The following is a 12,977-nucleotide window of genomic DNA, read 5'->3' as shown; positions in this document are numbered from 1 at the left end:
GTAAGGCCACTGCACAAGGCCATGACATAAAGCCATTACATAAGGAAAGTGCAATGAAAAAATTGATCGCTCTGCTTCCCCTTTTGGGTCTGGCGGCGTGCAGCAGCCCGCAACCTACCCAGTATCAATACAGCCAATACCAGTGTGGCGAAGAGATGCTGGCCGTTACCTATGATGCCCAGGCTGACATGGTACAGTTCCCCTATGCCGGGGTTTACCACAAGCTGGCGCGTGTGGAGTCTGAATCTGGCGCCAAATATTCCGACAGTGTCACCACCTTCTGGAATCAGGACAAACAGGCTCTCCTCACCCAGAAAGGGGTGACGCTGCTGACCTGTACGCTTAAATAAGTGACCACAGATAGCTGAAGGTGTGCAGCTTTGTGCCCGGGTCTGGCCTAGGCCTGATTGGGTCAGGAGGTTGTGACCACAAAAAACGGCTTGCCGGGAGGCAAGCCGTTTTTCTATCCATCCGTTATCACTAAACAAGCGCTAGTTGGTGGGGACGCGATTGAGCAGCTCGGCCGCGAGCTGCTGGCTGAGTGCCTGACGCTGGCTGTCTGCAATGCTCACATCGCTGGTCAGCTGGATGATGCTGCTCCAGACCGCTTTCTGGGTTTTGCGATCGAGCAGCACGATGGCCAGCGACCCTTTGCGCTGGTTGGCCGAGGCATATACCCCGGGCGTCATGCCAAGGCGCGCGAATATCTCGCCGTCACTCATATCCTTGCCGCCCGCGACGCCGATGGCGACCCACAGATCCGCCTCGTCGAGCGGTGCACTCTGCCACCCCTTGCCATTGAGCTCCCGGCTTACCGCTTGCTGCATTGGCTCAAGCCACCCTTCCGCCAACTCACCGGCAAATTGATACTGTTCGGCCAGGGCGTAGCGCGGGGTTGCACCATAGGTCCAGTTGCCCATCGGGCGAACCAGCATGGTGCCGGACTCCAGCGTGGGGGCCGCTGGCCCGCTGCTGCAACCGCCAAGCAGGGCGAGCAGTGCCACAAAGAGATAAGCAAGCCGCATCGTGAACTCCTTTGAATCAGGTTATTTTGCCGGTTTCGATCAATTGCTGGATGAGCGGGCGCAGGATCAGCTCCATCGCGAAGCCCATCTTGCCACCCGGCACCACAATGGTGTTCATCCGCGACATGAATGAGCCATCGATCATCGACAGCAGGTAGGGGAAATCCACCTGCTTGATACCGCGAAACCGGATCACCAGCATACTCTCGTCCAGACTCGGGATCACCTTGGCGCTGAAGGGGTTGGAGGTATCCACCGTCGGTACTCGCTGGAAGTTGATATGGGTGCGCGAGAACTGCGGGGTGATGAAGTTGATGTAGTCATCCATAGAGCGAACGATGGAGTCGGTCACCGCCTCGCGGGAATGCCCTCGCTCCGAGGTATCGCGGATCAGCTTCTGGATCCACTCCAGATTGACGATGGGCACTACGCCTATCAGAAAATCCACGTGGCGCGCCACATTGTGATCCTCGGTGACCACACCGCCGTGCAGCCCTTCATAAAACAGCAGATCGGTATTGCTGGGCAGATGCTGCCAGGGGGTAAAGGTGCCGGGCATCTGGTTGAAGGGCACTGCCTCGTCAAAGCTGTGCAGGTAGCGGCGATACTGGCCATTGCCATCCTGCCCATAGCCCTGGAAAAAGCTCTCCAGCAGCCCGAAGTCATTGGCCTCAGGGCCAAAATAGCTGATATGACGCCCCTGTTCGCGCGCCTTGCGGATCGCTACATCCATTTCCGGTCGGGTGTAGCGGTGAAAACTGTCACCTTCCACCACAGCCGCGGTATATCCCAGTTGATGGAACATGGAGCGAAAGGCGTTGGTGGAGGTGGAGGTGCCGGCACCGGACGAACCGGTAACGGCAATAATGGGGTGCTTGGCCGACATGGGATTCTCTCTTCCTTGGGAATTCCGTTATAAGGTCCGGATTGCGGTTGGGTCAAGACTGCTCGATGAAGCGGTCTTTCATCACGATATTCACCGATTCGTGCAGCTCGCTATAGACGATGACAGCTTTGCCTTGCTGTAATTGTTCTCTCACTGCATCGACTTTGACGCCAAGCGGTACATCCTGCTCTCCATATTCGGTTCCTTCCTGCAACACAAAGTGTTCGATCAGGTTGGTCAGGGTGTCGCCGTCCAGTTCTTGCCAGGGAATGATCATTTAAAGGTCTCACAGCAAAAGAGGTGATCGTCAGGCTATTGTTGTGTTGAATCCCGCGAATGCAATCACTTTTTACCTTTTCACCGGAGTCTGAGAGATGTTGTCTGAAGCGCAGCGCAGCGCGCCGTTAACCCTGACTGAGCATCTGAACAGCGCACGTCGAGAGGCGATTGCCCGAGGCATGGTGTGGTTCTGGTTACTGCAATGGTTGATGGTGCTGTTTCTTGCAATACGCTACGAGGTCTATCGACAGGCCGGCCTGGCCAGTGATAGCGCTCTTCCATGGCGTTTTCAGAGTGAGTTGGGCTTTGTCATGGTGGCGCTGTTGCTGCTGCCTGTCATAGGGTTGTTCTGCGATTATCTCAATGACAGGGCATGGTTGCGGGCTGCCTCGCAGGTCACCCTTGTCTGGGGCTGTGTGTGGGCTGTTCATCTTTATACGTTGGGGCAGGTCGAGCTGCGAGGCGGGCTCAGTTTTTCAAATGGCATCATGCGCCTCAACTTGTTAGCCGCGATGATCGCTTTCTATCCTTCGTGGAAGGTATTTTACGGGTATGTTTTTGGCTCATTGCTGTTAGGGATATGGAATGAGCTTTACCTGCGGGTAGATTTTCCGCAGTTATACATGTTGGGATTGGGTTGTGGTCTGGTGGTGTTGGAGGTCGGCCGCCGCATGCTGCACCGCTGGTTTGAGTTGGCGATCATGCGGGAGCATGAAAATCTGACGCTGCTGCGCAAACTTGATCAGCTCGCCAAGCAAGATCCTCTGACCGGTGTCGCCAACCGGCGGCATTTCAATATCGAGTTGGATCGCGCGTTAGCCCATAGCCAGGAGAGCGGCGCTCCGCTATCGCTCATCCTGATCGATGTGGACTATTTCAAGCGCTTCAACGACCACTACGGCCATCAGGTAGGGGATATGTGCCTCAAGGAGGTGGCACAAGCGCTCAACCGTGCGGTTCGCACGCCATCTGATCTGGTGGCCCGCTATGGCGGAGAGGAGTTTGTGCTGCTGCTGCCCAATACCGACCGTCAGGCGGCGGCCAGCGTGGCGCAGCGGCTGCAAGATGGCCTGGCCAGCCTGCAGCTGGAGCATCTGGCGTCCGATGTTGCCCCCTGGGTGACGGTGAGTCAGGGGATTGCCTGCAATGTCTCCGGCGAAGAGGCGAGCCAGTTGCTGGAGCGGGCCGATCAGGCGCTCTATCGAGCCAAGGAGTCGGGACGCAATCAGTTCTGTGTTGCAGAGTGACTCTGTTCGGCAATCCAGCGGCTGATCCGCTCATCCAGCCAAAACCGTGGCCGCCAGGGCGTGCCGTGCAGAAAGCCGACATGGCCGCCACGGCGGCTCAACTCATAGCGCACCGTGGGCGAGAGTTGCTCCGGCCGGGGAATGACCGCGTGTGACATAAAGGGATCGTCGGCGGCGTGCAGGATAAGCGTAGGGATGGGGATCTGGCCCAGCAGTGGTAGCCCCGAGCAGCTCTGGTAGTAGTGGGTTGCACTGTGAAAGCCGTGCAGCGGCGCGGTGACCAGCTCGTCAAAATCGCGCAGGGTGGCAATCTGCTCCACTTGTCGAGGTTGCCAGCGTTCACTCGCTTTCTGCTGCTGGCTGATTTTGCTGAGCAAATTGCGGCGCATGGTGCGCAGCAGATAGTTCTGATAGACCTTCGAGAAGCCCTGATTGACCCGCTCGGCGCAGCTCGCCAATTGCAGCGGGGCCGAGACCACCACCGCCGCTTTCAATGCCGCAGGACAGGCCCGTGCCAGCAGATTGACCAGCATATTGCCACCCAGTGAAAAGCCGATGGCGATCAGCGGTTTGCCCGGGAAGCGCTGGCTCAGCTCGGCAATCAGCTCCTGCGCATCACAGATGGCGCCGGAGTGATAGGCCTGCAGGTGGCGATTGGGCTCGCCACTGCAACCGCGAAAGTGCATCAGCACGGCCTCTCTGCCCTCTTGTTGCAGGTGGGCGAACAATCCCTTGGCATAGTGGGAGTGAATGCTTCCCTCCAGCCCGTGAAACACCACTATCAGCGGCCGTTCATCAAGGCTGACTTCCCCGCTCCAGGCGAGGTCGACAAAGTCCCCATCCTGCAGTTCAAACCGCTCCGCCACAAAACGGGCAGGGGTGCGGCGCAGCCATTTGGGCAATATGGTCTGCAGATGAGGATTGCGTGCCCACCAGGGGGCGTGGAAGTGGCTCTCGGTCAGCATGGGGTCAGTCGGTCTGGGTCGAAGATAAGGAGGACGGGAGGAGTGTTTCTCCCGCCAGTCATTGGCTTATTTCAGCAGGCGATCGTGATGTTCGGCACCGCGCAGCATGGCCTGGATCAGCTCATTGGCTTCGAACTTGGTCAGCGCCTCATGAGCACCCACCTGATGGGCCCGCTCCACACTGATCTCGCTGGAGAGCGAGGTGTGCAGGATGATGTAGGCCCCCGCCAGTTTGCTATCGCTCTGCACCTCGAAGGCCAGCTCGTAGCCATCGAGCCCCGGCATCTCGATATCGCTAACCAGAATGTCGATCGGGGTCTTCTGGCTCGCCCGCGTCTGCATCAGGGTCAGTGCATCCTTGCCATTGGTGCAGACCTCATAGGGGATATTGATGTAGTCGAGGGCGGCCATCAGCTGACGGCGAGCGACCGAGGAGTCATCGACCAGCAGGATCCGCATTGGCTTGATCCGCTCCCGCTGCACATCGGTCAGTACCGGATAGAGGTGGCTCGGATCATCCGGATAGACCCGGGAGAGGATCAGCTCCACATCCAGCAGCTGGATCAGCTGGTCATTGACCCGGGTCACGCCGGTTACGAACACATTGTGGCCGAGGGAGGCGGGGGGCGATTCGATATCGCGCCAGTTGCACTCGGTGATCTTGTCGATGCCCCGTACCAGAAAACCCACCAGAGTGCGGCGGCAATCGGTAATGATGATGAAGCAGTGGGGCATCTCCTCCTTGCTGATGGGGCGATAGCCCACCGCCATCGCCATGTCGATTACCGGAATGGTGGAGCCGCGCATATTGGCAGCCCCCAACACGGTCGGGTGCGAGTGCGGCATTGCCGTCAGCTGGGTGTAGGGCACTATCTCCTTCACCTTGAGGGTACCGATGGCAAAGGATTGTTTGGCTGAAAGGTGAAACAGCAACATGCCCTGGGATTGATTGGCTTTGCTCGTCATGGCAGATGTCCTGTTGGTCGAAACGTTGGCAGTCACTTCAGGCCTCTAGCATAAAGGATTACGGGGGGAATGGCCCTTCCTTGTTAACGACCATCTGGCAAAAAACTGGACTCATTCAGCCAATTTCGTTGGCGTATTCCATCGGCGTCCGGTTATTGATCGCCATCCTCGCCAACGCCCCACTGCTGGCAGGCCGCTTGCAATGCGGCCTCATCGGCATAACCCAGCTTGCTGGCCACCTGCGCGGGTTTGCTGCCGCCCTTGAGCAATCTGAGCGCCTGCAGCAGTTGCCACTGTTGTTGCAATTCACTCGCTTCCACCGGCGCATCGGCTTGTTGTGCCCATAGTTGCAGAGACTCCGGCTGGCCATTGGCCAGCGCTTGCCAGCAGGCTTGCAGCTCACCGTGACCCTGCTGGCTGATGGCGCACTGTTGCAGCTCATCCAGGATCACCTGCAGTCGCTGACCATAGGCTCCTTGCCACTCTTTCGGACGTTGCCACCGGGCCAGCGAGTCGAGCAGGGCATCGAGCAGGGGCGTGGCCTGCAGCCAGCCTGCCTGCTGCGGCTGAGCCACGCGCAAAGAGACATTCAGCTGATCGTACTCGCAACCGCTGAGGGGGCTGAAGGCCGCAAGGGCATCGGCGCAGAGCCAGAAGCTGCTGCCTGCCGGCAGCAACAGCTCATGTTGGCCCAGTCTCAGCAGCGCGGCGCCCTGGGTGATCCGCAACAGCTGCCCGACCGGAGTTCGTTTGCGGTTGCCGGCGTGCAGGCCCTGGCAGGGAAAATGGTGATACTCGATGGCGTGATGCATGTAAAAACCCTGATATGATGCTACCTGGAGGTAACAAATATGGAAACCAGACGTAAAAAACGCTTCATTGCCGGTGCAGTCTGCCCGGCGTGCGGCAAGTTGGACAACATGATGCTGTATCTGGAGCATGGAGTCGAGAAGGTGACCTGTGTCGCCTGTGGCGATACCCAGGTACAAACGCCTGCCGAGGTCGACAAGCAGACTCGCGAGGCGGAAGAGGTGATCGGGGTGTTTCGCCCCTGATAAGGGAATGGCGGGTGGAATGAGGGTCTCCTTACTGACGCTGTTGCCGTTTTTTTCGTCACTCAGTGGCGCCGCACGGCATATGCGCGGCCCGCTTTTTAGGGTATTCTGAGCCCGTTTTTTTCTATCCGCAGGATCCTGACATGAAAGTAGCTCCTCTGAGCGTGGTTACGCTGGAATACACAGTCACCGACGAGCACGGTGAAGTCATCGACAGCACTGTCGGCAAAGAGCCGCTGGTCTATCTGCACGGCACCCGTTACCTGGTCTCAGGCCTGGAAGCCGAGCTGGAAGGTCGCGCGGTAGGTGAAGCCTTCGAAGTGACTCTGGCACCGAGCCAGGCCTACGGCGAATATGATGAGACCCTGGTACAAGAAGTACCGGGCGAGCTGTTCGACGGCATGGAAGTCTCCGAAGGGGATACTTTTGTGGCTGAAACCGACGATGGCCACCGTCCGGTGACAGTGGTTGAAGTGTCCGAAGAGTTCGTCAAAGTGGATGGCAACCATCCGCTGGCTGGTGTGACTCTGGGCTTCAAGGTCGAGATCAAGGACGTGCGTGCTGCCACTGCCGAAGAGCTGGCTCACGGCCACGTTCACGGTGCCGGTGGTTGCGGTCACGATCACGGTCATGACCACGATCACGGCGGCTGCTGTGGCGGTCATGGTCACGACCATGATGAGGATCACGGCCAGGGCGGTTGCTGCGGCGGTGCTGGCCACGGTCACGATCATGGCCACGACCACGGTGACGACCATGGTCACGGCGGCTGCTGCGGTGGCGGCGGTTGTGGTGGCAAGGGCCATCACCACTGATCACGGCCACGGCGATGATAAAAAACCCGCATCAAGCGGGCATCAAATAAGAAGAGGGAGGCACTGCGCCTCCCTCTTCTTTAGCTTTTTGACACAGTTAAGCTCAAATTACCTGAGCTTGTCTGCACAGAAATCTTCCCAACGCTCTGATTTTCTATTCACCCTTTGTAGACCTTGGGGTTAAACACATCCCGCAGCCAGTCGCCCAGCAGGTTGATGACCAGCACCAGCACCACCAGACAGATACCCGGGAAGGCGGTGATCCACCAGGAGCCGGAGAAGATGTAGTTGAAGCCGACGCTGATAAGCGAACCGAGCGAGGGCTGATCAACCGGCATCCCCAGACCAAGGAAGGAGAGCGCAGCTTCACTCATGATGGCGTTGGCCACCTGCACGGTGGAGATCACCAGAATCGGCGACAAACAGTTGGGCAGAATGTGGCGGAACATGATGCGCGGGGCGCGGAACCCCATCACCTTGGCCGCTTCCACATACTCCTTCTTCTTCTCCGCCAGCACAGAGGCGCGCACAGTACGGGCGTACTGCGGCCACTCTGCAATACCGATGATCACCACCAGCATCATGATGGCGAACTTCGAGTAGAACTCGGAGCCAAAGGTTGCCTGAAAGATGGCGGAGATGATGATCGCCACCATCATGGTGGAGAACGACAGCTGCACATCGGCAAAGCGCATCAAGAGGTTGTCGATGCGCCCACCGAAATAACCGGCAATCAGACCGATGACGATACCGAGCACCAGCTGCAGCGCCACCGCAAACAGACCGATGGTGAGGGAGATACGGGCGCCATAGAGGATGGTGCTCCAGATATCTCGTCCCTGGTTGTCGGTGCCGAGCCAGAAGCGCTCCTCGCCACCTTCGAGCCAGGAGGGGGGCAACTCGGCATCCATCAGATCAAAACTGGTCTGGTCATAGACGTTGTGCGGGGCGAGCCAGGGGGCCAGCAGCGCCGCCAGCACAAATACCACGAACACCGCAAAGCTGAACATGGCTACCTTGTCCCGCAGGAAGTAGTAGACGATGTCGGAGTTCTTGAAACGTGCCCAACGGCTTGGGCTTGCAGTTACAGCATTAGTCATGCGCTTACCCCTTGGCAGTCAGGTTAACGGTCGGGTTGATCAACCCGTAGAGCAGGTCGACCAAGGTATTGGTCACCACGAAGATCAAGCCCACGAAGATGACATAGGCGGTGATCAGCGGGGTATCGACCCGATGGATCGCCTCGAGGAACAGGAAACCGGTCCCCGGCCACTGGAACACGCTCTCGGTCAGGATGGTGTAGGCCACCATGGTGCCGATCTGCACACCACCGACGGTAATGACCGGCAGCATGGTGTTCTTCAGGGCGTGCTGGTAGTAGACCTTATTGTTGTCCAGCCCCTTGGCACGGGCGAACTTGACGTACTCGGAGGAGAGCTGCTCCAGCATCTCGGAGCGCACCAGCCGGATAAACAGCGGCAGCATGATGGAGGAGAGAGACACCGCCGGCAGGATCAGGTGCTTGATGCCGTCCCAAGTGAAGAAGCCCGACTCCCAGCCCAGCAGGTTGCGGGTCTCGCCGCGACCATAGGCCGGCAGCCAGCCCAGCTGGATGGAGAAGAGATACATCAGCATGATGGCGGTCAGGAACACCGGGATCGAAATGCCGATACTGCTCCCCGCCATGATGATCTTGGTGGGAATGCTACGCGGGCGGATCGCCGAATAGACGCCGAGTGGAATGGAAACCACCACGATGATGAGCGCGGCAGCAAACACCAGCTCAAGGGTAGCCACCAGCTTGTCGAGGATCACCTCGAGAGCGGGTCGCTTGAAGAAATAGGAGGTGCCCAAATCCCCATGCACCGCATTTTTCAAAAAGCGGCTGTATTTGATGAGGAAGGGATCATTAAGGCCCATCTTCTCGCGCAACTCGTGACGCTGGGCTTCGGAGACGGATTGTCCCACCAGCTCGCGCAACGGGTCACCCAGGTTGTCCTGGATGGAGAAGGCGACCAGGCTGATGACGAACATCACTATCACGGCCTGATAGAACCGTTTCAGCAGGAATGTAAACATGCTTGTCCTTCTACGTGGCCTGTGTCGTGGCACAGGCTTCTGTTAGTGGGCGGAGTGGCCAGCTGACCACCCCGCCCCGTCCTTCCTTGCGACGTTCTCTTACTTGCTGACCACCAGGTCACCCAGGTAAGGGAAGTTCATCACGTTGACCACCGGCTTGATGTCGACGTTCTTCTTGGCGCCATAGGCCAGATCTTCCCAGTGCAACGGCACGTAGGCAGCATCTTCGATCAACATGGCTTCGACCTTCTTCAGCATCTCGGCACGCTTGGCCGGATCGGTCTCGGCGTTGGCATCCATCACCAGCTTGTCAGCTTCGGCGTTGGCATAACCGGCGCAGTTGTATTGGCCCATACCGGTCTTGGCGTCCTTGGTGAAGGTCAGGAACTCGAAGAAGTTCGCGGTATCTTCGGTGTCGGAGTGCCAGCCGATCAGCTGCATGTCCGCGGCGCACTTGTCAAACTCAGGCCAGTACTGGGCCACCGGCATGGTCTTCAGATCCACCTTGATGTTGATCTTGGCCAGCATGGCGGAGACCGCCTGGGCAATCTTGACGTCGTTGACGTAGCGGGCAGCCGGGGAGATGAAGGTCATCTTGAAGCCTTTCTCGTAACCGGCCTCTTTCATCAGCTCCTTGGCCTTGGCCAGATCATACTGGGGCACCAGCGCCTCGTTGTGACCGGCATAGCCTTTCGGGCTCAGCTGACCAGCAGGGGTACCGAAGCCCTTGTTGATCTTCTCGACGATACCCACCTGGTTGATGGCGTAGTTGATCGCCTGACGCACTCGCTTGTCTTTCAGTGCCGGGTTGGTGTTCTGGTTCAGCTCGATGATGATGGCGCGGGTACCGGACAGGGTGACCAGCTGGGAGTCCTTGCCATTCTTCACGCGCTCCAGATCGTTCGGCGCAACCGGATAGATCATGTCCACGTCGCCACCCAGCAGGGCTGCAACACGGGTCGCATCTTCCTTGATCGGCACCACGGTCAGGTTCTCGACGTTACCCTTGGAGGCTTTATCCCAGTAGTTGGCGTTGCGGGCATAATCCAGCTTCACACCCTGCTCGCGGAACTTGACGGTGAACGGGCCAGTACCGGAGACGTGGGTAGAGGCATAGGAGTCGCCGTTTTTGACGATCTCGGCCTTGTCTTTGCCCGCTTCGGTCTTGCCGGTGTAGAACTTGGAGTCCATCGGGAAGATGTAGGTGACGGTCTGCAGCACCAGCGGGAAGGGCTTGGCGGTGATCAGATCGACGGTGTAGTCATCGACCTTCTTCACTTCGCTGATGGGATCGAAGATCGCCTTGAAGTCGACGGAGGATTTCAGGCGGTTGACGGTCCACACCACGTCGTCTGCGGTGAAGTCGTTACCGGAGTGGAACTTGACCCCTTTGCGCAGGTGGAAGCGGACAGTCTTGTCATCGACACGCTCGAACTTCTCGGCCAGACGGGGCTCGAACTGCAGGTCCTGGGTGTAACGCATCAGGGGATCGAATACCAGGTGCGACATCTCCAGGGTCTGACCGGAGAGCTGCTCCTGCGGATCCAGCGAAGTGGCGTCAGAAGCGACACCCACCTTGATATCAGCGGCTGAGACACTGAAGGCGAAACCGGCGGCAAACAGCGCCAGGGCAATCTTGGACAATCCTTTCTTCATCTTGTTCTCCATGCTTTTGGCTTTCTTATGACACTTTTTTTGACAAGCAGACCGGCGCACCGGCGCTCTCCTAGCTTGCGATTTCCAGCCCCTCGCGGGACATTCCCTTGAACTCCGGCATGAGGGAGATCAGCTTGCGGCTGTACTCATGCTCGGCATTGGTAAAGAGTTTCTCGGTCTCGGCCACTTCCACCAGATGACCGTGCTGCATCACCCCGATGCGGTCGCACATCTGACGGATCACCGGCAGATCGTGGCTGATAAACAGCATGGTGAGCTTGAGCTCCTGCTGCAAATCCTTGAGCAGGTTGAGGATCTGGGCCTGCACCGACACATCCAGCGCCGAGGTCGGCTCGTCACAGATAAGGAAACGCGGGCGAGTGGCCAGGGCGCGGGCAATGGAGATACGCTGGCGCTGACCGCCTGAGAACTCGTGGGGATACTTGACCCCGGCACCACGACCGAGACCCACGTGATCCAGCAGATCGCCGACAATCCCCTCAATCTGGCTCTCGCTGCTCGCCAGCTGATGGAAGCGGATCGGCTCGGCAATGATGTCGCGCACCTTCATCCGCGGGTTCATCGAGGAATAGGGGTTCTGGAACACCATCTGCATCTGGCGACGCAGCGGGCGACGCTCGCGCTCGCTCTTGAGGGCGGTCAGATCGATCCCTTCGAAGAAGATTTTGCCGGTATCAGGCGGATAGAGACCGGTGATGGCGCGGGCAATGGTCGATTTACCGGAGCCCGACTCCCCCACCAGACCGAAGGTTTCACCCTCGAAGATCTCGAAGCTGATGTTGTTGCAAGCGCGTACATACTGGCGGCGGCTCGGAAAGATGGAGTCCTTGGTGACGAACTTCAGATCGACGTTCTCCACCCGCAGCAGCGCCCCTTCATAGGCACGCTCGTCCTGACTCTGGCCGAGCCAGTGGGTCTTGAGGTCGATATTGGTATCCGGCGCACTGGCATCCTCGATATAGGAGACCAGCGGGAAACGCACCAGCTTCACGTCGGAGCGGGGGACCGCCGAGATGAGGCTGCGGGTATAGGGGTGATTGGGGCTGCCCAGCACCTGTTCGGTCAGGCCGAACTCCACCAGATCGCCGCGATACATCACCGCCACCTTGTCGGTAACGTTGGAGACCACCCCCATGTCGTGGGTCACCAGCATACAGCCCACCTGACGCTCTTTGCAGAGGGCGCGGATAAGCTGGAGGATCTGATCCTGAATGGAGACGTCGAGCGCCGTGGTCGGCTCATCGGCGATGATCAGCTCCGGATCGCAGGAGAGCGCGATGGCGATAACCACCCGCTGACGCATGCCACCGGAAAACTGGTGTGGGTACTGCTTGATGCGCAGCTCCGGACTCGGGATCCCCACTGCCCCCATCAGCTCCAATGCCTTGGCAAAAGCGGCTTCGCGAGAGAGGTCGGTATTGGCCAGAATGGTCTCCACCAGCTGATGCTCAACGGTGAACAGCGGGTTGAGGGAGGTCATGGGATCCTGGAAGATGAACCCGATACGGGAGCCACGAATGGCCCGCATCTCGTTCTGGCTCTTGCCGGAGATGAGCTCGCCATTGAGGTAGATATCGCCACGGGCGATGCGACCCGGCGGGCTGAGCAGATCGATGACGGCGTTGCCTATGGTGGACTTGCCGGCGCCGGATTCACCGACCACCCCGACAATCTCACCCTTTTCGATAGAGAAAGAGAGATCCTTCACCGCGGCCAGCACCCCGTAGCGGGAGGGGTACTCGATCCGCAAGTTCTTTACTTCGAGCAAGGACATGTTTACCTCTGCGGGGGACATCCGTCCCAAATAATTCGTCCGTAAATCAGCCGCAGATGCCGGTTGTTACCTTGGGCAATATTTGCTCAATCCATGAGGCAGCGAAACCAGCGATCCGGGCGGGTTTTTTGCATTTTTTTGGAATAACCCGCGAGTAACTTAGACGGTTTGACCACGGGTGTAAATGATTGAGTTATACAATTCCGCAA

General features: G+C 58.4%; 14 protein-coding genes. 4 read left to right on the top strand and 10 right to left on the bottom strand.

Annotated features, from left to right (window positions below):
• Positions 1 to 53 precede the first annotated feature (53 nt).
• On the top strand, positions 54 to 350 hold the full coding sequence (locus NOM06_RS02290) for an MliC family protein (RefSeq protein WP_040067985.1): 297 nt from the start codon (positions 54 to 56) through the stop codon (positions 348 to 350).
• A 141-nt stretch (positions 351 to 491) separates the two neighbouring features.
• Here NOM06_RS02290 and NOM06_RS02285 read toward each other — a convergent pair whose 3' ends face one another.
• From NOM06_RS02285 to NOM06_RS02275, 3 genes are read right to left on the bottom strand one after another with little or no spacing between them, the layout of a single operon-like run.
• Complete coding sequence (locus NOM06_RS02285; protein WP_255909555.1) at positions 492 to 1,025, bottom strand: DUF4136 domain-containing protein; 534 nt, start codon at positions 1,023 to 1,025, stop codon at positions 492 to 494.
• A gap of 16 nt (positions 1,026 to 1,041) precedes the next feature.
• Positions 1,042 to 1,911: a phosphoribulokinase gene (locus NOM06_RS02280; protein WP_005335299.1), complete on the bottom strand. Its 870-nt coding sequence runs from the start codon at positions 1,909 to 1,911 to the stop codon at positions 1,042 to 1,044.
• Positions 1,912 to 1,963: 52 nt separating this feature from the next.
• Positions 1,964 to 2,188, bottom strand: coding sequence for a YheU family protein (locus NOM06_RS02275; protein ID WP_005335298.1), 225 nt, complete (start codon positions 2,186 to 2,188; stop codon positions 1,964 to 1,966).
• A gap of 97 nt (positions 2,189 to 2,285) precedes the next feature.
• Between NOM06_RS02275 and NOM06_RS02270 the strand changes: the two genes are divergently transcribed.
• On the top strand, positions 2,286 to 3,437 hold the full coding sequence (locus tag NOM06_RS02270) for a GGDEF domain-containing protein (RefSeq protein WP_255909553.1): 1,152 nt from the start codon (positions 2,286 to 2,288) through the stop codon (positions 3,435 to 3,437).
• Here the strand turns inward: NOM06_RS02270 and NOM06_RS02265 are convergent.
• From NOM06_RS02265 to NOM06_RS02255, 3 genes are all read right to left on the bottom strand, one after another.
• The gene (locus tag NOM06_RS02265; RefSeq protein ID WP_255909551.1) at positions 3,416 to 4,402 is read right to left on the bottom strand and encodes a hydrolase; all 987 of its coding nucleotides are present in this window, start codon (positions 4,400 to 4,402) and stop codon (positions 3,416 to 3,418) included. The genes NOM06_RS02270 and NOM06_RS02265 overlap by 22 nt on opposite strands.
• Before the next feature lie 66 nt (positions 4,403 to 4,468).
• On the bottom strand, positions 4,469 to 5,368 hold the full coding sequence (locus tag NOM06_RS02260) for a chemotaxis protein (protein ID WP_005335289.1): 900 nt from the start codon (positions 5,366 to 5,368) through the stop codon (positions 4,469 to 4,471).
• A gap of 152 nt (positions 5,369 to 5,520) precedes the next feature.
• Entirely contained in the window at positions 5,521 to 6,180 is a 660-nt protein-coding gene (locus tag NOM06_RS02255; RefSeq protein ID WP_255909549.1) for a hypothetical protein, read from the bottom strand.
• A 39-nt stretch (positions 6,181 to 6,219) separates the two neighbouring features.
• Here NOM06_RS02255 and NOM06_RS02250 point away from each other — a divergent pair, with 39 nt between their 5' ends.
• Complete coding sequence (locus NOM06_RS02250) at positions 6,220 to 6,423, top strand: YheV family putative zinc ribbon protein (protein ID WP_005335287.1); 204 nt, start codon at positions 6,220 to 6,222, stop codon at positions 6,421 to 6,423.
• A gap of 143 nt (positions 6,424 to 6,566) precedes the next feature.
• The gene (gene slyD / locus NOM06_RS02245) at positions 6,567 to 7,238 is read left to right on the top strand and encodes a peptidylprolyl isomerase (protein ID WP_005348264.1); all 672 of its coding nucleotides are present in this window, start codon (positions 6,567 to 6,569) and stop codon (positions 7,236 to 7,238) included.
• Between the two features lie 158 nt (positions 7,239 to 7,396).
• Here the strand turns inward: slyD and NOM06_RS02240 are convergent, their stop codons facing one another.
• The 4 genes from NOM06_RS02240 to NOM06_RS02225 all read right to left on the bottom strand — a co-directional run bounded on the left by NOM06_RS02240 (position 7,397) and on the right by NOM06_RS02225 (position 12,768).
• Positions 7,397 to 8,338, bottom strand: coding sequence for an ABC transporter permease (locus tag NOM06_RS02240; protein WP_255909546.1), 942 nt, complete (start codon positions 8,336 to 8,338; stop codon positions 7,397 to 7,399).
• Positions 8,339 to 8,342: 4 nt separating this feature from the next.
• Positions 8,343 to 9,317, bottom strand: a complete 975-nt coding sequence (locus NOM06_RS02235; protein ID WP_005343520.1) for an ABC transporter permease — start codon at positions 9,315 to 9,317, stop codon at positions 8,343 to 8,345.
• A 99-nt stretch (positions 9,318 to 9,416) separates the two neighbouring features.
• On the bottom strand, positions 9,417 to 10,973 hold the full coding sequence (locus tag NOM06_RS02230; RefSeq protein WP_042054176.1) for an ABC transporter substrate-binding protein: 1,557 nt from the start codon (positions 10,971 to 10,973) through the stop codon (positions 9,417 to 9,419).
• Between the two features lie 70 nt (positions 10,974 to 11,043).
• Positions 11,044 to 12,768, bottom strand: a complete 1,725-nt coding sequence (locus NOM06_RS02225; RefSeq protein WP_005349510.1) for an ABC transporter ATP-binding protein — start codon at positions 12,766 to 12,768, stop codon at positions 11,044 to 11,046.
• Positions 12,769 to 12,977: the final 209 nt, after the last annotated feature.

This window comes from Aeromonas sp. JL9 (assembly GCF_024436075.1).
Lineage (GTDB): Bacteria > Pseudomonadota > Gammaproteobacteria > Enterobacterales > Aeromonadaceae > Aeromonas > Aeromonas veronii.
The sequence above is the reverse complement of the archived record's forward strand: the minus strand, read 5'-3'. Positions and strand labels throughout refer to the sequence as shown.

What these genes read in the sequence shown, in the direction of transcription:
- NOM06_RS02290 (WP_040067985.1), top strand. Translation starts at nt 54, where the DNA reads ATGAAAAAATTGATCGCTCTGCTTCCCCTTTTGGGTCTGGCGGCGTGC.
- NOM06_RS02285 (WP_255909555.1), bottom strand. Translation starts at nt 1,025, where the DNA reads ATGCGGCTTGCTTATCTCTTTGTGGCACTGCTCGCCCTGCTTGGCGGT.
- NOM06_RS02280 (WP_005335299.1), bottom strand. Translation starts at nt 1,911, where the DNA reads ATGTCGGCCAAGCACCCCATTATTGCCGTTACCGGTTCGTCCGGTGCC.
- NOM06_RS02275 (WP_005335298.1), bottom strand. Translation starts at nt 2,188, where the DNA reads ATGATCATTCCCTGGCAAGAACTGGACGGCGACACCCTGACCAACCTG.
- NOM06_RS02270 (WP_255909553.1), top strand. Translation starts at nt 2,286, where the DNA reads ATGTTGTCTGAAGCGCAGCGCAGCGCGCCGTTAACCCTGACTGAGCAT.
- NOM06_RS02265 (WP_255909551.1), bottom strand. Translation starts at nt 4,402, where the DNA reads ATGCTGACCGAGAGCCACTTCCACGCCCCCTGGTGGGCACGCAATCCT.
- NOM06_RS02260 (WP_005335289.1), bottom strand. Translation starts at nt 5,368, where the DNA reads ATGACGAGCAAAGCCAATCAATCCCAGGGCATGTTGCTGTTTCACCTT.
- NOM06_RS02255 (WP_255909549.1), bottom strand. Translation starts at nt 6,180, where the DNA reads ATGCATCACGCCATCGAGTATCACCATTTTCCCTGCCAGGGCCTGCAC.
- NOM06_RS02250 (WP_005335287.1), top strand. Translation starts at nt 6,220, where the DNA reads ATGGAAACCAGACGTAAAAAACGCTTCATTGCCGGTGCAGTCTGCCCG.
- slyD (WP_005348264.1), top strand. Translation starts at nt 6,567, where the DNA reads ATGAAAGTAGCTCCTCTGAGCGTGGTTACGCTGGAATACACAGTCACC.
- NOM06_RS02240 (WP_255909546.1), bottom strand. Translation starts at nt 8,338, where the DNA reads ATGACTAATGCTGTAACTGCAAGCCCAAGCCGTTGGGCACGTTTCAAG.
- NOM06_RS02235 (WP_005343520.1), bottom strand. Translation starts at nt 9,317, where the DNA reads ATGTTTACATTCCTGCTGAAACGGTTCTATCAGGCCGTGATAGTGATG.
- NOM06_RS02230 (WP_042054176.1), bottom strand. Translation starts at nt 10,973, where the DNA reads ATGAAGAAAGGATTGTCCAAGATTGCCCTGGCGCTGTTTGCCGCCGGT.
- NOM06_RS02225 (WP_005349510.1), bottom strand. Translation starts at nt 12,768, where the DNA reads ATGTCCTTGCTCGAAGTAAAGAACTTGCGGATCGAGTACCCCTCCCGC.